Annotated in this window: 19 protein-coding genes; 10 read left to right on the forward strand and 9 right to left on the reverse strand. The window is 51.8% G+C overall.

The annotated features are described in order from the left end of the window. Positions 1-24: 24 nt before the first annotated feature. Together VJ464_01230 and VJ464_01235 are read right to left on the reverse strand one after the other, a co-directional pair. Complete coding sequence (locus VJ464_01230) at positions 25-2,169, reverse strand: VWA domain-containing protein (protein ID HKQ03724.1); 2,145 nt, start codon at positions 2,167-2,169, stop codon at positions 25-27. A gap of 31 nt (positions 2,170-2,200) precedes the next feature. Then, the gene (locus VJ464_01235) at positions 2,201-4,291 is read right to left on the reverse strand and encodes a VWA domain-containing protein (GenBank protein HKQ03725.1); all 2,091 of its coding nucleotides are present in this window, start codon (positions 4,289-4,291) and stop codon (positions 2,201-2,203) included. Positions 4,292-4,825: 534 nt separating this feature from the next. Here VJ464_01235 and VJ464_01240 point away from each other — a divergent pair. After that, the gene (locus VJ464_01240) at positions 4,826-5,851 is read left to right on the forward strand and encodes a tetratricopeptide repeat protein (GenBank protein HKQ03726.1); all 1,026 of its coding nucleotides are present in this window, start codon (positions 4,826-4,828) and stop codon (positions 5,849-5,851) included. Between the two features lie 246 nt (positions 5,852-6,097). On the opposite strand, the gene VJ464_01245 is transcribed toward VJ464_01240, so the two are convergent. Further along, positions 6,098-7,303, reverse strand: a complete 1,206-nt coding sequence (locus VJ464_01245) for a site-specific integrase (GenBank protein HKQ03727.1) — start codon at positions 7,301-7,303, stop codon at positions 6,098-6,100. A gap of 30 nt (positions 7,304-7,333) precedes the next feature. Next, a complete protein-coding gene (locus tag VJ464_01250) occupies positions 7,334-8,248 on the reverse strand; it encodes a hypothetical protein (GenBank protein ID HKQ03728.1) in 915 nt (304 codons plus the stop codon). A 565-nt stretch (positions 8,249-8,813) separates the two neighbouring features. Here VJ464_01250 and VJ464_01255 point away from each other — a divergent pair. The 8 genes from VJ464_01255 to VJ464_01290 all read left to right on the forward strand — a co-directional run bounded on the left by VJ464_01255 (position 8,814) and on the right by VJ464_01290 (position 19,344). Beyond that, positions 8,814-9,491: a protein rep gene (locus VJ464_01255; protein ID HKQ03729.1), complete on the forward strand. Its 678-nt coding sequence runs from the start codon at positions 8,814-8,816 to the stop codon at positions 9,489-9,491. Positions 9,492-9,675: 184 nt separating this feature from the next. Continuing rightward, the gene (gene tnpA, locus VJ464_01260) at positions 9,676-10,095 is read left to right on the forward strand and encodes an IS200/IS605 family transposase (GenBank protein ID HKQ03730.1); all 420 of its coding nucleotides are present in this window, start codon (positions 9,676-9,678) and stop codon (positions 10,093-10,095) included. Positions 10,096-10,239: 144 nt separating this feature from the next. Continuing rightward, positions 10,240-12,990, forward strand: a complete 2,751-nt coding sequence (locus tag VJ464_01265) for a DEAD/DEAH box helicase family protein (protein HKQ03731.1) — start codon at positions 10,240-10,242, stop codon at positions 12,988-12,990. Positions 12,991-12,999: 9 nt separating this feature from the next. Beyond that, entirely contained in the window at positions 13,000-14,706 is a 1,707-nt protein-coding gene (locus VJ464_01270; protein ID HKQ03732.1) for an N-6 DNA methylase, read from the forward strand. Continuing rightward, positions 14,706-16,466 (forward strand): restriction endonuclease subunit S, encoded by a 1,761-nt coding sequence (locus tag VJ464_01275; protein ID HKQ03733.1) that lies wholly within the window; start codon positions 14,706-14,708, stop codon positions 16,464-16,466. Before VJ464_01270 ends, VJ464_01275 begins: the two co-directional genes overlap by 1 nt. Before the next feature lie 99 nt (positions 16,467-16,565). Beyond that, complete coding sequence (locus VJ464_01280) at positions 16,566-16,817, forward strand: hypothetical protein (GenBank protein ID HKQ03734.1); 252 nt, start codon at positions 16,566-16,568, stop codon at positions 16,815-16,817. Positions 16,818-16,862: 45 nt separating this feature from the next. After that, entirely contained in the window at positions 16,863-17,195 is a 333-nt protein-coding gene (locus VJ464_01285) for a PadR family transcriptional regulator (protein ID HKQ03735.1), read from the forward strand. Between the two features lie 1,120 nt (positions 17,196-18,315). Beyond that, on the forward strand, positions 18,316-19,344 hold the full coding sequence (locus VJ464_01290; GenBank protein HKQ03736.1) for a hypothetical protein: 1,029 nt from the start codon (positions 18,316-18,318) through the stop codon (positions 19,342-19,344). On the opposite strand, the gene VJ464_01295 is transcribed toward VJ464_01290, so the two are convergent. After that, the gene (locus VJ464_01295) at positions 19,345-19,764 is read right to left on the reverse strand and encodes a helix-turn-helix transcriptional regulator (GenBank protein HKQ03737.1); all 420 of its coding nucleotides are present in this window, start codon (positions 19,762-19,764) and stop codon (positions 19,345-19,347) included. Between the two features lie 247 nt (positions 19,765-20,011). On the opposite strand from VJ464_01295, the gene VJ464_01300 reads away from it, so the two are divergent. After that, positions 20,012-20,182 carry a hypothetical protein gene (locus VJ464_01300; protein HKQ03738.1) on the forward strand — a complete coding sequence of 57 codons (171 nt, stop codon included), beginning with the start codon at positions 20,012-20,014 and terminating at the stop codon, positions 20,180-20,182. A gap of 402 nt (positions 20,183-20,584) precedes the next feature. Here VJ464_01300 and VJ464_01305 read toward each other — a convergent pair whose 3' ends face one another. The 4 genes from VJ464_01305 to VJ464_01320 all read right to left on the reverse strand — a co-directional run bounded on the left by VJ464_01305 (position 20,585) and on the right by VJ464_01320 (position 24,325). Continuing rightward, the gene (locus VJ464_01305; GenBank protein HKQ03739.1) at positions 20,585-23,056 is read right to left on the reverse strand and encodes an Hsp70 family protein; all 2,472 of its coding nucleotides are present in this window, start codon (positions 23,054-23,056) and stop codon (positions 20,585-20,587) included. Positions 23,057-23,060: 4 nt separating this feature from the next. Continuing rightward, positions 23,061-23,396, reverse strand: coding sequence for a hypothetical protein (locus VJ464_01310; protein ID HKQ03740.1), 336 nt, complete (start codon positions 23,394-23,396; stop codon positions 23,061-23,063). Between the two features lie 150 nt (positions 23,397-23,546). Continuing rightward, positions 23,547-23,939 (reverse strand): hypothetical protein, encoded by a 393-nt coding sequence (locus VJ464_01315; protein ID HKQ03741.1) that lies wholly within the window; start codon positions 23,937-23,939, stop codon positions 23,547-23,549. A 53-nt stretch (positions 23,940-23,992) separates the two neighbouring features. Then, entirely contained in the window at positions 23,993-24,325 is a 333-nt protein-coding gene (locus VJ464_01320; protein ID HKQ03742.1) for a hypothetical protein, read from the reverse strand. Positions 24,326-24,716: the final 391 nt, after the last annotated feature.

Consider the following 24,716-nt stretch of genomic DNA (forward strand, 5'->3'; position numbering starts at 1 on the left):
CGGCAAACGCAATCGAAAGGCGCTCTAATTCACGACCACAAAGTCCATGCTGCGGGTGACGGTCTGCGCCTTCTTATCGGCGAGCTGGTCGGTGACCACAATGGTCATCGTGTAGCGCCCCGGCTTGACACCCGATAATCCCAACTGCCCCCACTTAACCAGCGCCGCATCTTTGCCCGCGGGCGTCACCGCTTCTTCGGGCTGTTTGAAGAGCGTCTGGCCGTTCTGGCTGATCGTCATCTGCGTCTGCACCTGCGGCTTGCCGTCTTTTAATTTGGCGTTGTAGATAATCACCGCGTAGCGCAGGTCTTGCTTGCGCGACATCTGGCGGTTGGCGGTGATCGGCGTCGGCGCTTCGGCCTTGGTCTCGCCGACGGGCACCGAGGCAAGCAGCAGGCTGCTGGCGGTCAGCCGACCTTTGGAGAGGTCCGGGACTTCGAGGTAGCGCGACAGCGTGCCGATGCTTTCGGTCTTGTTGTCGCGCACCGCGATGCGAATCTGATAGGCACCCGGCGGCAACGTCGTCTGCGCCGCATAGGGCAGCCCATCTTTGGTCACCCGGCCATAGTCGGCGGGCGTCAGGTCGGGCCGCAATGTCTCGCTGAAGCCGCCGCGCAATTTCCCGAACTGGTCAAAGACAAATCCGGCGACGTCAAGGTCGGCCTGTTGCTTGTCGCCTACCTGCTCGAAGCGCAGCTTCTTCGGATCGATGACCAGGTGGATATCGATGCCGCCCTGATTCTGCCCCACCGGCTTGTACAGCACCATCGCGTCGAGGCTGACATCGCGGCGCGCCAGCGGCGACTTGATGGCCGCCAGCATCTGTTCCTGCTTGGTCGTCGGCGCCGCAACGGGCGCATCGGCGCGCGCCAGATAACCGCGCCGGCTGTAGATCTTCAAGCCGTCGCCTTTGGCCTTCACCTCGATCTTGCGAAAGTCGCCGTTGAATTTGCCGTCTGTCGGCGTGTAGGCCAACAGGTAATAGCCCTCGCTGGTCTGAATGATCTTGCGCAGGCCGTCGTCAAAATCATTCTTTCCCAGAACCGCAATGCCGCCGGTCGTCGAAGCCAGCACACGCAATCCCATATGTGCGTCTAACTGGTCAAAGGGATTCTTATAGCCGAACTGCGAGTCATCAGGGACGCGGCCAAAGCCGCTGCTGTTCCGGTTGCTCGAACCCGCGATGGGGTCAGACACCGTGCTGCTGCCGCCCATGGCGCTGCGTGCCGGCGTGTCTTCAAAGCCGGCGACGCCGCTGTAGGCTTGCAGGCCGCGAATGTCCATGGTGTTGATGGCGACGCCGGCCCGCGTCGCTTTGTCCGTAAGCACGTTAAGGAAGCCGGCCACTGCGCCGGCCTCGGTGCCCGGGTTGGTGCTGAAGATGGGCAGGCCGCCGGAGATTAACACCAGCGACTTGCGTCCCGGCAACTGCTTCATGCTGTCGATGACGAAGCCCGCCGTGCTGAGACTCATGTAGGAGCGCAGCATGCGGTTGGTGTCGTCGAGCGGGCTATCGGTGTCGGGAATGTCATCGCCCTGGTCGGTGGGCTGGGTGCTCATGTCTGTGCCGGCCGGCTGCGGGTTGAGTTTCGGCGTCTCCGGGTTATGAAATGCGCTGAGCGGGTGCGTCGAAGGCGTCAGCGTGGCGATGGCGCGGCGCAGCAATTCTTTGTCGGTGGTGAACTGCTGGAGCAAGCCTTTGCCGCCGACCGTGCGCACGATGGCCACCAGATCGGTCGGCTGCATCTGATTGTCTACGAAATTCGTCAGCATCTGCCGCAGGTAGGTCAGGTCTTCGTAACGGGTCGTCAAGTCGTCAACGACGAAGGCAAAGATGCGCCGCACATCGCGCTCGCTCAGCCCCTGTGGCGCGGTGTCGCCCGGTTTCGGCGCCTCTGCCCGGGCCGCGTCTTTGGCGGCGCGCGGCTGGGTGGCGTCAACGAACTCGAAGAAGCTGACGAGCTGCTTCTTGCCGCCCTCGTAGAGCTCGAAGTCGTCCTTGGTGAGCCCTTTGACGACGCGTCCGGTCTTGTCGGTGACGACGACATCGATCTGCACCAGCTCGGTGCTGATGCGCACCGGCTGGTCTTCGCCCGCCTTCCGCGTCTGCGGCCATGCCGGGCCAGACAACGCCATGAAGAGCAGAGTGATCGCGATTACTTTTCGCATAGGTGCCTCCTGATTTTGACGGTATGGTCGTCTAGTCTATCACGACGAAGTCCATGCTACGAATGACCGGCACTGCCTTTTTGTCGGCAAGCTGATCCGTGATTCGCAGCGTCATGGTGTAGCGACCGGGTTTGACCCTGGACATCCCCAGTTGGCCGAGCTTAATCAACTGCGTGGGGTTGTTGCCCGCCGCCACCTCCTGTTCCGGCTCTCTGTATACCGGCTGGCCGTTCTGGCTGATGACGAGCTGCGTCCGCACCTGCGGATGGCCGCCCCTGAGCTTCGGGTTATAGATGACCACGGCATAGCGCAAGTCTTGCCGGCGCGACACACGCCGGCTTGCGGTCAGCAGCGTCGGGGTTCCTTTGACCTCTCCCGGCGACGCCGCGCTCAGCAACAGGCTGCTTGCGGTGAATCCCGCCCGCAGCAGGTTGGGAATCTCCAGGTAGCGCGAAACGCTGCCGACGGTCGCCGCTTTGTTATCGCGGACGGCGAGCCGAATCTGATAGACGCCTGCCGGCAGCGTCGTCGTCGTCGAATACGGCAGCCCGCCTTCTTCCGCCGCCTGCGCAAGCTGCTCGGCTGTCAGGCTCGCGGTGATCGTCTGGCTGAAGCCGCCGCGCAATCGTCCCAGCTCGTCGTAGACGAAGCCGACGACGTCATAGTTGGCTTGCTCTCTGCCGTTCACCTCCTCGAAGGTGAGCTTCTTCGGATCGATCATCAGGTTGATGTCTATCGCGCCTTTGTTGGGCGTCGCCGCTTTGTAGGTGACGGTCGCTTCAAGGTCGAGGTCGTGGCGCGCGACCGGCGCTTTGATGGCGGCAAGCACCTGCTCCTGCTTGGTGGCGGGCGCGGCAGCGGCGCGCTCCTCGCGCGCAAAGTAACCGCGCCGGCTGTAGACTCTCAGGTCTTTGTTCTTGACCCGGACTTCGATCTTGCGGAAGTCGCCTTTAAAGCTGGGATCAAGCGGCGTGTAGGCGAGCAGATAATAGGCCTCGCTGGCGCCGATGATCTGCGCCAATCCTTCGTCAAAGTTATTCTTGTTGAGTATGGCAAGGCCGCCGGTGTCCGCCGCCAATGTCCTCAACCCTTGCTGCGCCTCAATCACATCGAAAGGGGTTTTGTAGCCGAACTGCGCATCGTCGGGCAGCCGCCCGAAAGCCCGTGGGCTGCTGGTTCCTAGTGCGCTGACGCCGGCAGTGTCGGCAAAGTCGGCCACACCGCTATGGGCTTTCATGCCGCGGATGTCGAAGGTGTTGATGGCGACGCCGGCGCGCGCCGCCTTATCGGTCAGCGAACTCAAAAAGTTCGAGATGTTGGCGGCGGAATTGCCCTGATTCGGGCTCAAGATCGGCAGGCCGCTCGAAACCAGGATCATCGATTTGCGGCCCGGCAACTGCCTTAGGCTATCGATGACATAGCTCGCCGTCCCCAGGCTCATATAGGCCCGCAACATGCTGTTGGTGTCCGACTGCGCGCCGCTAATGTCGCCGCCCGTGTCGCCGCCGCCCGTTGGCTGCGGCATGTCGCCGAGCGTTCTGGAATCGGGCGCTTCAAACGCGCTCAAGGCGTGCGGGGATGGGCCGAGCGCGGCGATGGCGCGGCGCAGCAATTCTTTGTCGGTGGTGAACTGCTGGAGCAAGCCTTTGCCGCCGACCGTGCGCACGATGGCCACTAGATCGGTCGGCTGCATCTGATTGTCTACGAAATTCGTCAGCATCTGCCGCACGAAGGTCATGTCAGTCGCGCGTATCTCCAGGTCATCGATGATAAAGGCGAAGATGCGCCGGATGTCGGCTTCGCCAGGCCCTTGCGCGGACGGCGGATGATCGGGGAGGTGTTCATGAGCGGTGGCCGCCTTCTGGCCCGGTCGCTCGCCTTTGACGGCGTCAACCAGCTCGAAGAAGCTGACGAGCTGCTTCTTGCCGTTCTCGTAAAGCTCGAAGTCGTCCTTGGTGAGCCCTTTGACGACGCGCCCCGTCTTGTCGGTGACGACGACATCGATCTGCACCAGCTCGGTGCTGATGCGCACCGGCTGATCTTCGCCCGCCTTCTGCGTCTGCGGCCATACAGAGCCGCATAACGCCATGAGAAGCAGGCCAATCATGATGAGCCTTCGCATAGATGCCTCCAAAGGATTGGACAGCGGGCGTGGTAAAAGGAAACCGCATTATATCACCAGCCTCGCCGGCCGGGAGAACAAATCAGAAGGGTGACGAGCGTTTTATCCGGCGCGCCGACAAACCCATTCGTTGAATGCGGCCCGGCGGCTTTCTTCCAATTTTTCGTAAAAACTTCCAGAATCTTGGATATTTCTCGCGGCGATCAGCCGGCCGATTTTGACCAAAAGCTTGCCCGGCTAGGGTTTGCCCGCCGGCTCGCGTCGCGGTATCGCGATTGCTATGTGTAAAGCCGCACATCCTTAGAATCTCTACCATTCTGTTCTGAACTTTGAGGCGAGGTCGTTACCCGGGCACGGTGGCGGCCTCCAATTTTTTCTTCGGGATTCGGCGAGCCGGCGCATGGTCAAGGTTCCACTTCATTCGCGCTATCATTTCGCATAGAATATCTCGCTGTCGGTTCACCACGCTTATCAGATGGCACCCGGCTCTCGACTGCCGCGCGCGATCTGAGCGTTGAGTTTCGGAGGACGGTGATGACATTACAAACAACGCTGTTTCGCAGTTGCGCCCTGGCTTTGGCCCTTGTCGGGCTGGCCGCCGCCGCCGAGGCGCAATCGGACAATGCGCCGAGGCGCTCGGCGACCGTAGACAGCACGGGGATCGGAAGCATCTCCGGCCATGTGACGCTGCCCTCGGGCCATTCGATCAACAACCGCGTGCGGATTACGCTGACGACGCTGAACGATCCCGGCCTGGCGGGCTTCACAGACAATAACGGCAGCTTCACCTTCAGCAACCTGCGGGCGGGCAATTACAGCATTGAAGTCGTCGGTGACGCCAAGCTCTACGAGCCGACGACCGAGCAGGTCTTCCTGCCGCGCGGCGCGAGCATTACCGTGACCATCGCGCTACGCGAAAAAAGCAGCGCGGCAGAGAAGAACCTCACCGGCAACGTGGTTTCGACGGCAGAGTCGGACGAAAAAGTGCCGGAGGCTGCGAGGAAGCAATACGAGCAGGCGACTCGCCTGGCCAGCGATGGCAAGCTCGCCGAGTCGGTCGAAGCGTTCAAGCGGGCGCTGGCCATCTTTCCAAATTATCTGCGAGCGCACAACGACCTGGGAGCGCAATACCTCAAGCTCAAGCAACTGGACGCGGCGGTCGCCGAGTTCGAGGCGGCGCTCGACATCAATCCGAAGGTGTTCAACCCCAGGCTCAATTTAGGCATCGCCCACCTTGAGCAGAATAATCTCTCGGAAGCGCTGGGGCAGTTCACCCAGGCGATTTCGCTCGACAGCTCTTCAGCCGCCGCGCATCTTTATCTCGGCGTCACGCTGGAAAAGACCGACGAGCTGGAGCGCGCCGAACGCGAGCTGCGCTCGGCGCTGTCGCTCGGCGGCCAGCCTTTCGCGGTGGCGCATTTCCATCTCGCACAGGTGCAGATGAAGAAGGGCGACAAGGAACAGACGGTCAACGAGCTGACGCTCTTTCTGAAAGAGTCGCCTGATAACGAGCTGGCCGGGCGCGCGCGCCGCATACTGGATGAGCTGAAACAGCAATAAGGATGGCCGGCGAGGCTGCCGTTGTGTCGAGTCCGGCAAGGCGTTCGCCGGCGCATTTCCAATTTTTCGTAAATACTTCCAGAATCTCGGAAACGCGCTCACCGTCGCGCGCCGCGCATTATCCCCTAAAAGCTTTTAAGGCTATAACTTGAGACGGCGCATGGGTTACGGTATCGCGATTGCTATGTATAAAGTCGCACATCCTTAGAATCTCTACCATTCTGTTCTGAACTTGGGGTGAGGTCGCTATTCGGGCACGATGGCGACCTCCAATTTTTTTGCCCCGCCATCTATTGCACCTGTTGAACGTAGATCAGTGAAGGTAGGCACGGACTGGCCCATTGTGCCGTGAATTGTGCCGTAACCTCCCGGCATCCTATTGGAGAGGGCTTCAAGCGCATTCCGCTTCGCTTCTATTCTGATGTGGCTGTAGCGATCTAGCATTTTGCGCGAGACGTGCCCGGCGATGGACATGATGGTTTGGTCGCTGGCTCCCGACTCGGCAAGCTCAGTAATGGCATGGTGTCGGAGGTCGTGGAATCGCAGGCCAGCTAGACCCGCTTTTTCTGTCAGTCTGTGCCAAGCTCTCTTCCATGTGCGAATCGGACGTGTTGGATCAAACTGATTAATGCACATCCGGTTTCGATCAAAGCGCCCGCTCGTCTTGAGTGCAGCAAAGACGTAATGCTCAGGCTCAACGCCTCCGAACAGCTTGGCACGTTTGTGAAGGGCCGAAAGCACGGAAAGCGCCTCCAGGGTCAGCGGAATGACGCGCTCCCCTGCTGCTGTCTTGCTCTTGTGGATGGTCAAGATGCGCGCGGAGAAGTCAATATCTGCCCACCGCAAGCCCTTGATTTCGCAGCTTCGCATAGTGGTGTTGAGAGCAAGCATCGCGGCCCAATACGCCGTTTCCCACTCTGGGCGTTGGGAGGCCACTTCGAGCAGCTTCAATTTCTGTTCTGGTGTCAGCGCCCGGCCAATCGAGCGCGGCTGTTTGAGTGGCTTAATATCATCTGCGACCAGATGCCAACGTTTGGCGCGTTTGAGCATTCGCCGCAAGACACCGACCTCCAAATTGATTATCCCAGGCCCAACCTTCTGAGACGCGCGCCATTCTCGATAAGCAAGAATGTCCTCGGCGCTAATGCGTGCCACCGGGGAGGCTTGAAAGAACTCTTTCAGCTTTACCAAAAGTTGTTGTTCATTCACCAGTGTCGCTGGCGCAAGTTCTAGCCGCCGGCCTTCCAGATAGCGTTTCGCCGCTTCGCCAAAGGCGAGCTTGGCGAAATTCTGCCCGGTCTTGGTGAACTTCCCTTGCTCGATCTCGGATATGCGCTCGTTGGCGCGTCCTCTCGCCGCCCGCTTATCTGAGGTATCGAGACTCATCCGGTATCGCTGACCATCAATGGTGACATCCAGCCACCATATTTCATCCCGCTTGTAGAGACGCATACACCACCTCCTGAGTTATTTTTTATGCCGTTATGATCCCTTCTTGGTCTTTCCCTTCCCTGTCTTTGATGGCTTGGCGTCTGCCGCTGTAATGCCGTTTTCTTTCAAATGCTGCCTGACGAGATAATCCTTATAACGGGCTCTGTATCGGCGATTCCGCAAGGCATGAGCACATGCTGTGGAACAGCTTGGCTGATCGATGCGTCCGGCCCAGAAGATGCGCCGGCATATTTCACATTCACGTATGCGCTTCGCCTCGACTCCATCAATGGCAGAGGCAAACATATCTTTGTCGATATAGAGTTCGCCGTTGTCATCAATCATGATCTGAGCAGACGATCTGAGTTGCGAAGCTAAGGCTAAATTCTCTTGGGGGTTTTCTGCATTAGCAATGCGACTAATCAAGCGTAGCTTGTCACGCGATTCTTGGACAAAGAGATAGCGCACTACAGCTTCAACCATTGCGGCTTCTACCTCTGCGCCTTCTATTACTGGCAGTTCTTCTCCAACTTGCCATATATAGTCGCGGAATGCTTTTGGTAAACCCGTAAGACATTGGTTTATCGCTTCGACATTTGCTTTGGTCTGCAAGGCTTGCAGTGCATCCGACTTCTCTATCGCCTCTCCACTGTAATCCAACATTCTCTGGGAATATGCTAGTGTACGGTCTAGGGAATCGGCTGATCCTTCAGGAGGCCCCAACGCCTCCAAATCAATACCAAGTTCCTGCCGTCTCGTTTCATGCCACGATTCATACTCTGCTAGCCCTGCCTTAGTGAGTTCATCCACACGCTCGAACACATCTATAAGCTCGGCATCCCCTGGCACCATATTCACAAGATCAAGAATCGCTTGGAGTTTTTCTGGGGCAGGCTTCAACCTGCGTGATGCTTGTCGTACCTTAGAGCGTTTCTTATGTTTGTTTTTTGCAGTTGAACGCATCACGTGCGATGGTATCATAGAGGGGTATTGAGATACAACGAAAAACTCAGGAAAGGATGCAGGTAAATGGAAGGTGAAGAAGTAGCACAGAGAATCGCTTGGGGGATTGCAGACATCGCCAAGTCTACGGGGTTGAGTGTTGCCTTTCTTCGCAATGAGGTCAGGCGCAAGGCGCTACCCATAAAGCGATTCGGGCGGAGAGTCCTTGTCTTAGATGACGACCTTAAACGCTATTTGTCGGAGGGCCAGCCCAAAGCTGAAGCCTGATGCTTCAGCTCGGTTTCTCAACGTCGCTCATTAGCAGGCTATCACCGACCCTTCTGAGCTTCAAAGGTAGCACATGCCCTCTGGGAGTATTAGCAGTGCTGTGTGGAGATAGCACAACGCTTCCCGCCGGCCTGCCATAAAAGATTTCTCGATAGATGTCTCTACTAGGAGGCTATGCAAAATCTACGATTCACTTGACAAGCGTTGCCAGAGACAGCAGCAGAACGCCGCTGCATTGTCTGATTATGGCGAGCATCGCGCCGCAGAGCGTTTGATCAAATGTGCTCAAGAAAGGAAGAGGATGGCTGATTCCAAGTCCGTACAAATCGCCAGTCTATTTCGCTGTCAGTTGCGTTACTGCGAATTTTGCCACTGGCGGGATTCTCGCCGGATTTTCAGAAAGTATTTCAGAAGGTTACTCGCCTGTGTTGATGAGGGCTATAGGCTGGCCATTCTTACGCTTACCATTCGCAATTTATCAAGTATCAGAAGCCAGGACTATGACCGGCTTTCTCAAAACCTCAAGATGTTTTTCCAGCATGATCTTTTCAAACAGCACGTGTACGGTGGACTCTCAAGAATAGAGACAACCTTTAATGATAATCGTCAAGAATTTCACCCGCATATTCACATCATAATCGCTTATCGAGCTTGCATATCCCAGAATGAGATAAAGGCTGTGTGGAAGGCTCTGACGGCAGATATAGAAGATTATGAGCCTTCAGATTCGCCTGCCGCCCAAGCATCCAGCCGAAGCACATGGATCAAGAAAATCGAGTTCAACAAGAGCAATCCAGCAAGGATTCGCAAGGCCATCAGAGGGGCACTCAATTACGTCTGTAAGTTCAACCCAATCGCTAGCCCAGAGGCTTTTGCAAACTATTACTGTGCTACAAACGGCAAACGACTTGTCCGAGCCTATGGAGGACTGCGCAGGAGGTTCGTTCGGGCTCTGGATAATCAATGGCCATTATCTTGATAGAAGGGTGCGCAAATGCATTTGCGCACCTGCGACTTGCGCACCGGACACGCTGCGGGAACGGGTCTTACTCTATATCTGAGGTAAGCCACTGGTTTGACCAGTGAGACTCGAAGAGCTTTGAGCATTCCAGCAGTCCAGTGTTTGCAGGTGATTAAATGAAGGAGAAACGAAGTAGACACGGATGCCGGAAACCTATCACAGCTCGGCTCATTCGAGGTGGAATTGTGCATATCACCTTGTATTCGTGCCCAAATACCGGCGCAAGACAATGTATGGGAAAATCAGGCGGGAGCTTGGGCCAATCTTTCACGAGCTGGCAAGGCAGAAGGAATGCCGGATTGTAGAAGGGCACATTATGCCTGACCACGTACATATGCTAATCGAAATACCACCGAAGCTTTCTGTGGCCTCAGCAGTAGGCTTCCTAAAAGGAAAAAGCGCCATTGAGATAGCTCGGCGGTTTAGTGGCAAGCGCCGCAATTTCAATGGCGAGTGCTTCTGGGCAAGAGGTTATGCAGTATCAACCGTTGGCTTTGAGATAGAAACGGTGCGAGCGTACATCAGAGATCAAGAGACAGCAGACAAAGAAGGACGGTTTTAGCAGGGTTCAGAGAAATTACATTCTCCTGAAGTATAAACAATTCGCCTTGATGCTCTTGAGAGTATACTGGTATTCTCACCGCCTGCTGTTCAGGTGTCTTGTTTACTACAATTGGCCTTTGCTGTCTCATAGAGGTGATTTTGCATGGCTGTCAATGAGGCTGCTACACGAAGACTGTTCATTGATCGGGAGCTAACCGTCGCAGGCTGGGATGTGGATGATCCCGCGCTTGTCGGTCTGGAAATTCCGGTTGATGGCGCAGGAGCCGAGCCGTGGAATGGCATCACCGATTATTGTCTTTATCAAAGCAACGGCGAAGTCATTGCGGTAGTGGAAGCCAAGAGAACGAGCCGTCATGCGCGCGTCGCTGATGAACAGGTTAGGCACTATGTCACACAGATTGAACATCACCAGAGTTTTCGCCCGTTCGGTTTTATGACCAACGGCGCGGATATTTATTTCTGGGATGTTGGCGAGGGTACACCCAGACTGGTATCGCGGTTCTTCACGCCCGAAGATTTAGAAAACCTACTTTGGATAAGGCAAAACAAGCAGCCGTTGAGCGAAATGGCAATCAATAGCCAGATTGCCGGAAGGATTTATCAGCAGGAAGCAATTCGCCGCATCGCTGACGCTTTCGAGCAGAGCAAGCGCCGCGCGTTGCTCGTGATGGCGACAGGCACAGGCAAAACACGCACGGCGATGGCACTGATTGACTTATTTCATCGCACCAATCAAGCGCGGAGCGTTCTTTTCTTAGCCGACCGCGACGCCTTAGTTGACCAGGCTTTGAAAGATGGATTCCAAACACATCTGCCGAACGAGCCGCGCGACCGTATCTATACCCATGCCATTGACAAGACAAAACGCCTCTACGTCGCAACGCTGCAAACCATCGGGCGCTGCTTCAATTCATTCAGCCCGGCATTTTTCGATTTGATTATCTTCGACGAAGCGCATCGCTCAATCTTCAATCGTCTTGGCGAAGTAATGGACTACTTCGATGGGCGCATGATCGGTCTGACCGCAACGCCGGCGAATTTCATCGACCGCGATACGTTTCGCCTCTTCGATTGCCACAATAACCTACCCACCTACCTCTACAGCTATAAGCGTGCAGTTGACGAGGAGTTTCTTGTCAATTACAGCCTCTATCAAGCGCGCACGCGTTTTCAGCGACAGGGCATTCGCGGCGTTGACCTGTCCGAAGAAGAACAAAACGCCCTTATAGATCAAGGGCTTGATCCTGATGAAATTGATTACTCAGGGACAGAGATAGAAAAGACCGTCAGCAATACCGACACGCTGCGCCGTCAGTGGGAAGAGCTTTGGGAAATCTGCCACAAAGACCAATCGGGCCAGCTTCCTGGAAAGACGATTATCTTTGCAATGACGCAGGCCCATGCCCAGCGGCTGCAAATTGTCTTTGAGCAGATGTTTCCGCAGTTCCCCGAACTTGTGAAAGCCATCACCTCAGACACCGAACGTGTGCGCGATGGCAGCTATGGCGACGGGTTGATTACGCAATTTAAGAAGAACGATATGCCGCGCATCGCCATCTCAGTAGATATGCTCGACACCGGCATTGACGTTCCCGAAGTGGTCAATCTGGTTTTCATGAAGCCGGTACGTTCACAGATCAAGCTCTGGCAGATGATCGGGCGCGGGACGCGCAATCACGAAGCCTGTAGATACTTTGACCGGCTGCCGGAAGGCCACAAGAGCGAATTCAAGGTCATAGATTTCTGGGAAAACGAATTTGACAAGAAGGCCGAAGAAGTGACCGCGCAGACCATACCCGTACTAGTCAGAATCTTCAACACGCGGCTGAACATCCTCAATTATTATCTAAAGCAGCAAAGCTCGGAAGATTGCAAGCGTGTGGTTGCTGACCTGCGGGCGCAGATTGCCCAGATTCCGCTTGATTCATTCGCTGTACGCCGCGAGTACCCAAAAATCGAAGAAGCCTGGAAGGATGCTTTCTGGCGCTTTCTGAGTCCTTCAAACATCGAGTTTTTGCGGCTGAAAGTTGGGCCACTGCTACGCTACGTTCCCGATGTGGATGTGGCTGCGGCGACGTTCACTAGCAAAGTCGAGCGGTTGAAGTATCAGATTCTCACCGATAAGCTGCGGCCCGACACGCTCGAATCCATTATTGAGGATGTTCAACGTCTGCCCGATTTCGTTTATGAAAATCCTGCCTGCAAGTCATCCATCGAGCTGTGCCTTTCGTCTCGACTATCGAACGCCAGTCCGTCAGAATTGAGCACGGCCATTGAAATGCTGGCTCCGAAGATGCGCTTTCGCCGCGAGCAGCAGAATGCATTTCTCATGCTTGATCTACCCGACTACATCGCCACGAGTGGCTATGTCACTTTGAGCGATGGCGGCGAACAGGTTTACGTGACCGAATACCGCGAGCGAGTTGAACGCCGGATTCTCGAAATTGTCGAAAGCCATCCGTCTATTCGGGCGATTCGAGAAGGGCGCGAGGTGAGCGACAATCAACTTATCGAATTGGAACGTACGCTGCGCGATAAGCTTGGCGCGAAGGACATTCAGCTTTCGACTGACAACATCCGCAAGGCTTACGGCTTGAAAGTCGGCAGCCTGCTTGGATTCATTCGCTACTTGCTCGAACTCGAATCATTGCCCGATTATGAAGTCATCGTGAAGCGCCGTTTCGGACAACACATTGCCGCGCATCATTACAACGCCGACCAGTTGCGGTTTCTGAGTGCGGTGCAGAGCGTCTTTTTGCAGCAGCGCCGTTTGCAATTGGCCGATTTGTACGAAGGCCCATTTGAAAGTTTTGGCAATAATGCCGTTGAGCGTTTCTTCACACCGCAGCAAGTCGAAGAACTGCTCGCCCTGACCGAACAATTGGCAGCATAGGAAATTATCGTGCTTACAGACCCCGTACTTCGATCACAGATAGACAGGCTTTGGGACAAATTATGGACGGGCGGATTGTCGAACCCGCTTGATGCCATCGAGCAGTTGTCTTATCTGCTTTTCATGAAGCGACTTGATGAAGAAGACCTGAAGAACGAGCAGGCCGCGCGCCGGCGCAATCAGGAATATCAATCAGCTTTCTCTGACGTAACCCTGCGCTGGTCGGATTGGACAAAGCGCACGGCGGACGCGGCGCTCAAGCACGTTAAAGAAAAAGTATTTCCGGCATTGAGAGAACTGGGCGCGCAGGGAAGCTCTTTCCAAGAGTATATGCAGAATGCCGAGTTCAAAATCAACAAGCCAAGCCTGTTGATCGAAGCCTGCAAGCTGATTGATGAGATGAAAATCTCTGAACAGAATCAGGATGTGCAGGGTGACTTATATGAATACCTTTTGAACAAGCTAAACACGGCAGGACGCAACGGGCAATTCCGCACGCCACGCCACATCATCCGCATGATGGTGCAGATGCTTGCGCCGAAAGCGGGTGAGCGAATCTGCGATCCGGCAGCCGGAACGTGTGGCTTTCTGGTGAATGCCTATCAATATATTCTCGAAACCAAAACGAGCAAAGACGCTCTCGAATACGATGAAGACGGAATGCCGCATCATCTGACTGGCGACTTACTGACGCCGCAGGAAAGAGAGTTCTTGCGGACGCGCGCCATCACCGGCTATGACAATGATTCGGGCATGACCATGCTGCGCATCGGCTCGATGAATCTAATGCTGCACGGTCTCACGCATCCGCGATTCCATTATTCGGATACGCTGTCAAAAGGTTTCAACGAAGAAAAACAATATGATGTGGTGCTGGCGAATCCGCCGTTCAAGGGCGCGATTGATTCGGCTGATGTAAACCCATCCCTGCCGACACGCTACAAGAAGACTGAACTGCTTTTTCTGCACCTGTTTCTTCGCCTGCTCGACATGGGAGGCCGTTGCGCCGCGATTGTGCCCGATGGTGTGCTGTTTGGCTCAAGCAACGCGCACATCGAGACGCGAAAGAAGATCATCGAAGAGAACCGACTTGAAGCGGTGGTTTCAATGCCGAGCGGAGTCTTTAAGCCTTACGCGGGAGTCTCGACAGCCGTATTGATATTCACGCGCGGCGACAAGACAAACCGGATATGGTTTTACGATATGGAGCATGATGGCTATTCGCTTGACGACAAGCGGCAGAAGGTCGAAGAGAACGATATACCCGATGTTCTATTGTGCTGGCGGCATCGCAATGATGAGGACTTCGCAAGCAAGCGAGCCGAGCGATTGACAGAGTTGCGAACACAGATTGCACCGTTGAAAGCCGAGCGGTTGACGATGTTGAAAGAGATCAATCGCCTGACATTTGAAAATGCCATCGCGCCTGATGGAGACGAGCAAGCGCGGCAGGCATTAGAAGCCGACCAGCAAAAGCTTGCACAGCTTGAAGAGCAGATTGCACCACTGCAAAAAGAAATCAATCAGCTTACTCGGAAGTTTTGGGTAACGAAAGAGCAGGTGAAGGCGAACAAGTATGATCTTTCAGCTAGCCGCTATCGCCAAATTGAGCAAGACGAAGCCTTCTATGAAGATCCACAGATTACACTTGAGCGCCTTTTCAAGTTGGACATGGTAATGGCTGATGAAACTAAGTCCTTACGAGAATTACTATAATGGCTTTTGAAACATATCCACTCGGAGATATATGTGATTTCTTGGATAATATGAGGGTTCCAATCAGTGAGGAACTCCGTAAGCCAGGGCCATATCCCTACTTCGGTGCTAACGGTCAACAAGGTTGGATAGATAACTACATTTTCGATGAACCTCTCGTCCTACTTGCTGAAGATGGGGGCCAGTTTGGCTCCAAAACAAAGCCTATAGCTTACAAGGTTTCGGGCAAGTGCTGGGTAAATAATCATGCCCATGTTTTACGCGTGAAGAGTAACTGTGACATTGATTATCTACATCGGATTCTTAGCTTTTATGATGTCGCCCAATACGTAAACGGGACTACTAGGGCAAAACTTACCAAAGGCAACGCAGAGCTATTACCAATTCCTCTTCCTTCCCTCTCCGAACAGAAGCATATCGCCATGACCTTGGAAAAGGCAGACCGGGTGCGCCGACAGCACCGCTATGCGCTTAAACTGAGCGATACGTTTTTGCCGTCAGTGTTTTTGAAGATGTTTGGCGACCCTGTTACTAACCCAATGGAGTGGGACATTAACCAATCGGGCGATATAAGTGAGGTACAAGGTGGGTTGCAATTAAGCAAGGTGAGAGATGAGCTTGAACTCAAACGGCCTTACTTGCGAGTAGCAAATGTATATCGAGGCGTACTAAATATCTCTGAGATAAAATCTATTGGCTTAACGAAGAATGAATTTAAGAGCGTTAAATTGCAAAAGGGTGACATTCTTGTTGTTGAAGGACATGGGAATATTGATGAGATAGGCAGATGTGCTGTTTGGGATGGTTCAATAAAAGACTGCGTTCACCAAAACCACCTAATTCGTATTCGTGTGAACTCGAAGATCATTAACAATCTTTATCTAAGCTTTCATATAAATAGCTTTGCCGGAAGAGACTATTTTAGAAGATCAAGTAGAACAACAAGCGGATTAAATACTATTAGCACAGGCATTGTTAAAAGATATGCTGTAACTATCCCTCCAATAACATTGCAGGAGCAATTTGCTAATATAGTCTATCAGTTTGAACGTCTTCGTGCGCAGCAACGAGAAGCTGAACGTCAAGCAGATCACCTGTTTCAAACGCTGCTGTATCGCGCCTTTCGCGGCGAGTTGACCGCGCGGCAGCCCGCTAAGATCGTTGCGTTTCCACGCCATAATAGCGTTGCTGATCGAGGGGCTATTCTTTCTTATATCGTTCACTTACTCTCACACCAGCCTACACTTGGGCGCGTCAAATGCGCTAAGTTTCTCTATTGGACATCAACATACGTTAGCATTGATATGGGCGGCAAATACCGGCGTGCAGCTGCCGGCCCACTCGCAGACTTCTTGGAATCAATAGAGGACACCGCTAAAGAAAAGGGCTGGTTTACTCTGCAACCGCGCAGTGGTGAAGGCTACTACTACCAGCCCGGCCCAAACATCGCAGAGCGGGTTCAAGCCGCTATAGAAATACTAGGCGACCGAAAAGATAAGCTAGACAAATTGCTTGAAGACCTCGCGGGCGTTCCGTCCGATCAAATCGAAGCCGCCGCGACGCTGTTCGCAGTATGGAATGATTTTCTGATCGACGGACATCAACCCACAGATAAAGAGATCATTCGGGAAGCTCTGGAAAACTGGCATCCTGATAAGCGGCTCAAGAGGCTATTCAATCCAATTTTGCTAAAAGCCTCTTTGCAATGGATGAGAGAAATCAAATTGACGCCTACAGGAATCGGCCCCCGAACTTCCTAATATGGTCTCAACTATATCTCCCAAAATGTTGTTTGTTACCTTTGTGAACCATGCTATTGTTTCTTATAGGAGCTTTAGTACGCTTCAGAGGAGCCGATAATGGATATAGAGCTAGTGGTCAAGATTCTTGGCAGCGTTAGCGCAGCTCTTGCGATCGGTGAGAGGGTTTATAGTTACGGTCAGAAAGCTGGCCAAAAAATCAAAAGGTATTTCCACGCCAATACGCATCCGTCCTTACCCACGAATCGCCCCCTTACCTTGGCGACAGGTGCAAGTCCTAAAAAAAATCTATTAGTTCTACTTTGTAAAAGAAATCAACTCTCGCCATTTTTAGAAGCTGCGGTGATTTAACGGCGGCTGGGCGTTGCCGTAGTTGAGGCTTTTAAGAGAGGTGTTATGGGGAAGAGCCATTTAGGAGAATTTGAGGAATTGGTTCTCTTGGCGATATTACGCCTTAATAATGATGCCTATGGCGTACCTATTCGACAGACACTTGAGGAGGCAACCGGTCGGCCTGTATCTATAGGGGCTATTTATATAACACTTGAGAGACTTGAAGGTAAAGGATATGTGAGTTCTCGATTAGGCGAAGCTACTTCCGAACGAGGAGGGCGAGCCAAGCGATATTATGAAGTGCAAGCATCAGGTATCCGAGTACTGAATGAAGCGCGGGTGGTACGTGAGAAGCTTCTGGCAGGGATTCGTCCTGGTCAGAACGCTCTTACTTAATCTCTAACTTGGATGTGTAATTAGACAAAGTCAACAATGAGATTTACTGACACGGCAAAACCAATTCTAAGGCATCCTTTGACGCTATTGGCGGTAGCCTTTCTTAATATTGCTTTGATTAGTATCTTAATCATTTTTAAGTATCCATTGCTCGCCATCTTGCTTGGGAGTGTTCTATTGATAGTTGATGGGTATACGCTAGCCCCAATATTTTTAAGGTCGAAACGTAAAGCGCATCCTCCAATTCTCAACTTTAAACACCAATCGTGTCCTCCAAGATTCGGTGAGTATATATTTTCTCGTCTACTGCCCAAAGAAGATGCAGAGTCATCCATTGGCGATCTCTTTGAAGAATACCATGAGATAACGGCTAAGTTTGGTGAAAGACGGGCAAGACTTTGGTACTACCGACAAGTTATTAGCTCTATAGTGCCACTAGTAAGGCGTACAATAATGAAGGGGTTTGCCAAGCAACCAAATCAATCTTCTCGTGAGGGCGAGTCCAAGAAGCTTAATTGAGACAAAATTGAAGGGCCGTTCTCATTCTGGCCCTTCCTCTTGCCCGGCGTGACAACCGGGCCCAGTTTCTCAGTCATACACCTTTGAATCCGTGCTGATGGTGTAGCCCAGCTTTCTCGCCAGCCATACCGGAATCAACGCCTCTTTGCCTCCGACAAATTCAACCTACGATTTCGGCAGCCAGCCTTCCCTCTGCGCGTTCGGGCGACACGTCCAGAGCGCAAACCGCCACCATAAGCATGAGTGCCGAAAACCCCAGCCATCATCTCAATGTTACGCTACATGCCTAGCTTCTGTAGCTTCCGGCTTGCATTATATGTGCGTTTGGCTACAATGGCGCAGACAGATATTAGGCTGCCACAAGAGCAGCAGGGCGCGTTCGGTTTTTCTCAACTTTTAGGCTTTCAGTCTAAGCCAGAGCAGTACCGCAACTAAGGCGATTCCCCACTCAGCCGTACTGTCAGTCGGAGCTTGATTCAATGGCAATCCTTTATCGCCACACTCGCCGGGATAATCTTCGATACAGCCCGGCTCGCCGCAGCTACAGTAGTTGTCTCCCTGTACAGTGTGTCCAGCAAAAGCCGGAAAGGACAGGCACAACATGAGCAAACAAACAGCCGCGAATTTTCTCATAGTTTCTCCTTCGGAGACAAAATCGGCTGAATTGTATCAGGCATCACTACGTGGCATTGCCAACTATCAGCAGTTGGGCAACCGGCTTATTCGGCTGGCAGAACAGGCGCATGCGTTCCGGCAGTTCGAGAAAGTCAAAGAGTATGGGCAAATCCTCTCTAACATCCCGATCAAGAACTATCAGGCAGTAGGTTATTATTACTTAGCTGTTGCGACGAACAACAGAGGCAATGGCGATCAGGATGCGGCGCGAAAACTCTTTGAGCTGACTACCGATGTTGCACCCGACCCCTACAAGGCTAAAGCCATTCTCTCACTCGCCGCAGTCGCATTACACGCCGGGGATTACCAATCGGACTTGAGATATTTGGTTGAATCGGTGAAGGCATCCAAAGATGTTTCAACAACAGTCAGAGCGCAGTTAGGAATTGCCATTTACAAGAGCATGGAAGGATTCCATCAACAGGCGTCAGATGATCTGGAAAACCTTTACACATTCGCCCGGCATTCTCAGCCGGTTGTCTTTCTCGATTACTTGAACTCGTTAGCCGTCGAGCTTGGCGAAGTCGGGCGCAAAGATGAAGCGAGAAACATCATGCGCCATGTCCTTGCGTCTCCGTTCGCCTTCGCCTATCCTGAGTGGCACGAGACAGCGGAGGAGTTGCGAGGAGCAAATCATTCATTCGTCGCCGTCAGTGTGTCGCGCTATAACGTACTGACCATGCCGGAACGCGAAGCGAGCGAGCAACACTCATTTCAATCCAGACCGGCGCGAGTCTTAGACCTTGCCAGATGGAAAAAAAAGATGGCGAAGCAAGCCAAGGAAAAACAGACCGAGCAACTGCTTGAAGAGATGAGCTTGCAAGATATGGGCTTCAAGTTGCTCGGACTCATCAGCGACAACCGCATGGACGAAGACCACATGCGGATTATTTTAACCTTCGTTATGAACCTCTTGTCAGAACCCGTCGGGCCACCCGACAAGCCTTCTGCCTAGTCACTTCTTGCGCGGCTTGCCTTTCTTTCCTGATTTGCCGTTGGATGGCGGTCGTTTGAAATACTCCATGTAAGCCAGCAGCGCCTTGCGCTCGTCAGGTGAGAAGTCGAGTAACTGCTGCAATAGGTCAAAGCCGTGCGCCTCACGGGTGAGTTTGAGCATTTGATCTAAAAGTAAGCGCCCGTCGAGCTGAAGGGATTCACTGACCGGAATACCCGAAGCCACCGCAAAGATTTCGTGAGCATTCACGTCGAGGGCTATCGCCAGCTTCTTCACCGTTTGGACAGTTAGATTGTCAGACCTGCCTTTGCGGAGTCTGCCGATATAGCTATCGGTAAGACCACAGCGGTTGGCCAATTCTTTCGGGGTCAGATGCTTCTGGCGCATGAGCCGGTCAAGGTACTGTGCCAGGGTTTCCATTGGCCCATTCTACAATCTAATTTCAGGGACGCAAGGTTTGCCTTGCCTGAAAGACAGGGGTAAAGTGACTTTTGGTGCAAAGCCGGCGCGAGACAGAAGCGGAATTGCAACCATCTCGCCGTTCATTCGTCGCGGTCAGTCCGGCGCATTACCACATTCTGGCCATGCCGGAGCACGAACCAAGTGAGCAACGCACCTTTCAACCCAGACCAGCACGAGTCTTAGACCTGAACAAGTGGGAAAGAAGATGGTTAAAGAAGATGATAAGGGCAAGATAGATACCAGCAACATGACGGCTCAGGACATGGCCATGAAACTACTCGAATTGATTACTGAGAATCGCGGCGACTATGAACAGATGCAGAAGATTTTAGACTACGCAATCAAGGTCTCTTCAGAACCGCACAAACCCGCATAGCAAAATCACATTCAGCTTCCGGCGTATGGGTGAGAGAAAAGGAAGGTGGCGACTGGCGCTGTCTAGCGATGCCGTGTACGGTCAGCGGCGCAATCCAGGCGGTGGAGTTTTTGGCTAATGATTGATTCCCCTGATAGGGGCTACGGTCCACCAACTCCGTCCTGGGCCCAAATTACGTTGCATAGCTCAAATGCCGCTCGCGACCGAAAAACCGTCTTGAAATCTGTTTGGCAGCCGAATTGGTTGCAGCACATCACTGAAGCCCCGCTATATACCCTTTAGACTCAGCAGGCAGGCTAACATTGTGTTGGTCCACACCATTAAGGAGGCGGATTGACAATCACACTTTTACCTTATTTCAACTATGCTCTAACAGAATGTGGTAAAACTGTAATTTCTTAATCAAGCTTGATCCAGCCTTTTGACGGGATGAATGGTATAGCCTTTGGTGGTCCAGCCTACCATACTAGCGACCAGTGAGTTTTCCCTAGGCGGAACAAATGAAGTTGAAGGGTAATATAGGTTTGTCAACTGGAAACCTAATATTTCTCTCTTAGAAGGATTCTTAATCCACATTACAATTGTTCGGCTAACATCGCAATCCATAACAATTTCAAATTGCCCTTCTTCCTTATCAACTTCAATACAAATACTTCCAAGCACAGAATTATTTATCTCTTCAAGATTACTCTTCTCTGTAATTTTTAGCCTTATTTTGCCATCCGTGGCATCCCTAAAACCAACACCCCTATATATTACTCTGGGGACGGCGGAGCCTAGGGGCACCAAATCATAGCTTAAGTTATTCTGTTTCTCATTACCTGAAATGATAAAGTACTCTTCAACGCTAGGATCAAAGAATCTTTCTTTTGTCTCAATAACCGTCATACATTCTGTTGTGATGGCAGTATAATTACTATCGATAAGAAGCAGTGATCTATTGATCCCATCAATAACTCCTGTGTACTTACATATCCCCTGAACAACGGCACTTTCCTGATAGCGGGTCTCAATCCGTAATTCTGGTAAGAGCTTTTCAATTGTTTCCCTGACAGCAAAAATCTTTGTGCCTTGGCCAGCCAAAAGAGCCATATGCAGTTGATAGGGCTCTATGCCAGCCAACCTAAGTACCTGTTGAATGCACTTCTCAATCTTGTGCTCCAGATGGATTGTAAGCTCACGAAACAAATCTCTAGTGATCGAAATCTCTAAATTGCTTAAGCCTGATTCATCAATCTCCAGATTCTGCAGAATGATCGAAGCCTCAGATTTTGAGCCCAACACTATTTTGGCGCGCTCAGCCTCGGCACGAATTTGCGACCTAAGAACATCGCCTATATTGTAGCCCTCGGAATTGATACGGGACTGTATTGTTGTAGCTATGTATTCACATAAAGCTTCGTCATAATCTATTCCTCCAAGATAATTATCACCTGCTATGGCTTTTGTCTCAATTACACCCTCACCAATTTCAATGATTGACACGTCAAATGTTCCTCCGCCTAGGTCTAATACAAGAACAAACTCGATTTCGGGAGAATGAGTCATTGTTTCTTCTAAAAGAATGGCTGCGGCACAGGGCTCACCGATAACTCTATAGATATTTAAGTCGGCTAGCTCGCATGCCCTGACTAATGCGTTACTCTGTACTATATTGAAGTTTGCTGGTGTAGCGATAATTGCGCTATTTAGACTACAAGCCAAAAACTCTTCTGCATTTCTTTTTAATGATTTAATAATGAGGCTAGCAACAAACTCTGGAGATAGAGACCGGCCATGTATATTGAATATCTTATTAGACCCAAGATACCTCTTCACGTTGTAGACAGTATTTTGCGGGAATGTCTTTGCATTTTCTAAAGCTTCCCATCCGATTAGATAGTCTAAATTGGATAAAAAGCTAATCACTGAAGGAATGAGTTTTTTCTGCTGTGGGGAGGGGATTAGCCTAGTCCTAGAATCATCATCAAGAATTGCTACAGTTGAAAAAGTAGTCCCGAAGTCTATAGCACAAGTAAATCCCTTTCTTAGACCTGAATGTTCTGCTAGTCTTTGAACCCTACTGCTCCGAATTTCCTGTCCGATAGGCGTAAGGGATCTCCATTCAGCTAATCTTTTTTCCGAGATCAAAATGACATCTTTAATGCTTAATGGTTCAACTCTGGTATATGGATTCTGAATAGGTTTTTCGCTTCGTCTGCATACCTGTGGAACAGTTTGAACAAGATAATTGTCTAACTCGTAAATAGTCTTACACTTAGCTTTGTCACTGAGGGCCTCACATAGCACAAATGTAAATATGCCGTTTTGCAAATCCTCACCCTCATAAGATTTTTGATTCGGGCTGCAAGACAAAAAGGAGGCCATACCAGTTGCATTTAGACATTCAACGTTTATTGAGTTCCAGCTTTCAACAACTATATCCTTACCTCCCTGTATTACAGCGCGGCAGGCGTCAATAAGAAGTACAGTATTTTTCGCCCTCCAAGCCCGCAAGTATTTAATGATTGAACCAAAGGACAATGCCGTATCTTCTAAACCCGATAATACGGCATCCTGAGGCACTAAGTAATCACGGTTATCTTGTAGTGAATGAAATCCGTGGCCACTAAAAAAGAAAAAGAGGAGATCAATGTCGTATGGCACGTTTAATGAACTTAATCCTGATGAAAGCTCGCGAATAATATTGCTTTTTGTTGGCTTAAACCTGCTGGTTTTCTTGTTTGTAGATAATAGTTTTATCTCATCATCTGCCAAACCGCAGCTTGATGCGATTACATTGGCGAAACAGTCAGCGTCCTTATCGGCAAATCTTAAAGGAGCTATATTCGGATCGTCGTATTCCCCACAACCAATAAGGAATGCAAGTTTCATCAACTTAATCTTTCTTCTGTTTAGTGAAAATCAGTTTCAAGCCCCCCTTTAATTCACTCGTCGCGCTTCCTATAAACCGAATTTCCCCCTTTGCTGTAACTTCTATTGCTAATTCAAAGCCGTGAAGCTCATAATCTCTTATAGCGGTCGTAACCCCCTCGAATGTTGTACCTATTTGCTTACAAAACGCAGTCAGATTACTTGCTAGTGTTGCCGTATCCAGAGTCCCTATCTTTTTAACTATACGGCCTGTGACATCGCCGAGACCTTTGCTGCCACTGACTGTTTCCAATTCGTCGTAAATAATACTTATGCTGTAGTTATCTATTATTTCTGACATCCTTTCCTCCTTGCATCTTCTAAGCCTATTTGTTTGCGATTTGTTGGGGCAACACATATATCACAACTGAATGTGCAAATAAAGGCAGAAGGGCCACGCCTCGCGCGCAGCCCCTTTGATGGCCCGGCACGATAACCGGCCACGTCTCGGTTAGTAATCACTGGGCAGCATCAGTGTCCAGCCGTTGACTTCGTTCTCGACAAGCCAGATGCCATCTGGCAAGGTGCGCAGGTAATCGCTGCCGCTTGCCTCAGTGAGTTTTTCGGCAATTGCATTGCCGAATGCCTCAAGGACAAAGTTGATTGGCTCCAGGTCGTCTTCGATCTTCTCCAGTTCTTCAAGCATCTGTGCTTCGGTCAGCGGGTACTTCGGCTGCTCCTGCCAGAATAGAGCCGAGGTGATGCGGTTGATGGGCTTGCTCTCGAAGGAAAGGCCCAAGCTTTCAATATCCACTAACACGCCGTCATCAAGCGCCATGTCATCGGTGTAGGCGTAAATCACCTGCTCGTTCAATTCATCAAGCCATCGCTTTGTAAGACTCATCGCTTTTTCTCCTGTGAGTGATGGCCCGGCGTGTAACCGGGCCTTGCTTCGGGTTAATCAATCATTGGCGTGTTGATGGTGAAGGGGATGCCCTTTTCTTTCGCCAGCCATACCGGGATCAGAAAGAATCTCCGGCCACCGTAAAGAAATTCGATCTTTGATTTCGGCAACCACATTTCTTTATTCCAGCCGTTCCAGTAGCCGACGCGAACGAGTAAGGCTTTCTCTGTCTCTCTCTTAATTTCGTCGGCGCGCTGCTCGATGCGCTTGTTATCAAGGTGCGACGTGTCAGCGGCGTTGATGGCCCGTTGCGCTTCTTCATAAGGGCGCTGCAATTCGGCGATGTAGGGCAGCGGCGCGGGGGGAGCGTGGTATAGCTTTCTCATCGTGTTCTCTCCATAAGAAGTGGGGCATTGCTGCCCCAGTCACATAATCAAGCCTTCCGCCCATCCGGCATTGGCATAGTTCATCAAGTAGAACTTGCGGTGCTCGTCATAGGCCGGATGAGTGCGAACATTCAACAGATTGAAAGCCCATCTACAAGTCTGCGCTGACTTGCGGCCCCACTCTTGGAAATCACCTTGCTCCTGGTGGTGATTGCGATGGCATCGCTTGTGGGTCGGGGCGGTCTGCGTGCCGCCCCATGCGCATCAAGCTAAGGCTCATTCAGAAGTAGCTGAAAACTGGACGGCACCTTTTTGCGCTTCTCCACTCGACATCGCCGCGCAATACATTTGCCGATCAGCTTGATGGCTTCCGTCAATGCCTTGATCGATC

This window comes from Blastocatellia bacterium (assembly GCA_035275065.1).
Classification (GTDB): domain Bacteria; phylum Acidobacteriota; class Blastocatellia; order UBA7656; family UBA7656; genus DATENM01.

What these genes read in the sequence shown, in the direction of transcription:
- VJ464_01230 (HKQ03724.1), bottom strand. Translation starts at nt 2,169, where the DNA reads ATGCGAAAAGTAATCGCGATCACTCTGCTCTTCATGGCGTTGTCTGGC.
- VJ464_01235 (HKQ03725.1), bottom strand. Translation starts at nt 4,291, where the DNA reads ATGCGAAGGCTCATCATGATTGGCCTGCTTCTCATGGCGTTATGCGGC.
- VJ464_01240 (HKQ03726.1), top strand. Translation starts at nt 4,826, where the DNA reads ATGACATTACAAACAACGCTGTTTCGCAGTTGCGCCCTGGCTTTGGCC.
- VJ464_01245 (HKQ03727.1), bottom strand. Translation starts at nt 7,303, where the DNA reads ATGCGTCTCTACAAGCGGGATGAAATATGGTGGCTGGATGTCACCATT.
- VJ464_01255 (HKQ03729.1), top strand. Translation starts at nt 8,814, where the DNA reads ATGGCTGATTCCAAGTCCGTACAAATCGCCAGTCTATTTCGCTGTCAG.
- tnpA (HKQ03730.1), top strand. Translation starts at nt 9,676, where the DNA reads ATGCCGGAAACCTATCACAGCTCGGCTCATTCGAGGTGGAATTGTGCA.
- VJ464_01265 (HKQ03731.1), top strand. Translation starts at nt 10,240, where the DNA reads ATGGCTGTCAATGAGGCTGCTACACGAAGACTGTTCATTGATCGGGAG.
- VJ464_01275 (HKQ03733.1), top strand. Translation starts at nt 14,706, where the DNA reads ATGGCTTTTGAAACATATCCACTCGGAGATATATGTGATTTCTTGGAT.
- VJ464_01280 (HKQ03734.1), top strand. Translation starts at nt 16,566, where the DNA reads ATGGATATAGAGCTAGTGGTCAAGATTCTTGGCAGCGTTAGCGCAGCT.
- VJ464_01285 (HKQ03735.1), top strand. Translation starts at nt 16,863, where the DNA reads ATGGGGAAGAGCCATTTAGGAGAATTTGAGGAATTGGTTCTCTTGGCG.
- VJ464_01290 (HKQ03736.1), top strand. Translation starts at nt 18,316, where the DNA reads ATGAGCAAACAAACAGCCGCGAATTTTCTCATAGTTTCTCCTTCGGAG.
- VJ464_01295 (HKQ03737.1), bottom strand. Translation starts at nt 19,764, where the DNA reads ATGGAAACCCTGGCACAGTACCTTGACCGGCTCATGCGCCAGAAGCAT.
- VJ464_01300 (HKQ03738.1), top strand. Translation starts at nt 20,012, where the DNA reads ATGGTTAAAGAAGATGATAAGGGCAAGATAGATACCAGCAACATGACG.
- VJ464_01305 (HKQ03739.1), bottom strand. Translation starts at nt 23,056, where the DNA reads ATGAAACTTGCATTCCTTATTGGTTGTGGGGAATACGACGATCCGAAT.
- VJ464_01310 (HKQ03740.1), bottom strand. Translation starts at nt 23,396, where the DNA reads ATGTCAGAAATAATAGATAACTACAGCATAAGTATTATTTACGACGAA.
- VJ464_01315 (HKQ03741.1), bottom strand. Translation starts at nt 23,939, where the DNA reads ATGAGTCTTACAAAGCGATGGCTTGATGAATTGAACGAGCAGGTGATT.
- VJ464_01320 (HKQ03742.1), bottom strand. Translation starts at nt 24,325, where the DNA reads ATGAGAAAGCTATACCACGCTCCCCCCGCGCCGCTGCCCTACATCGCC.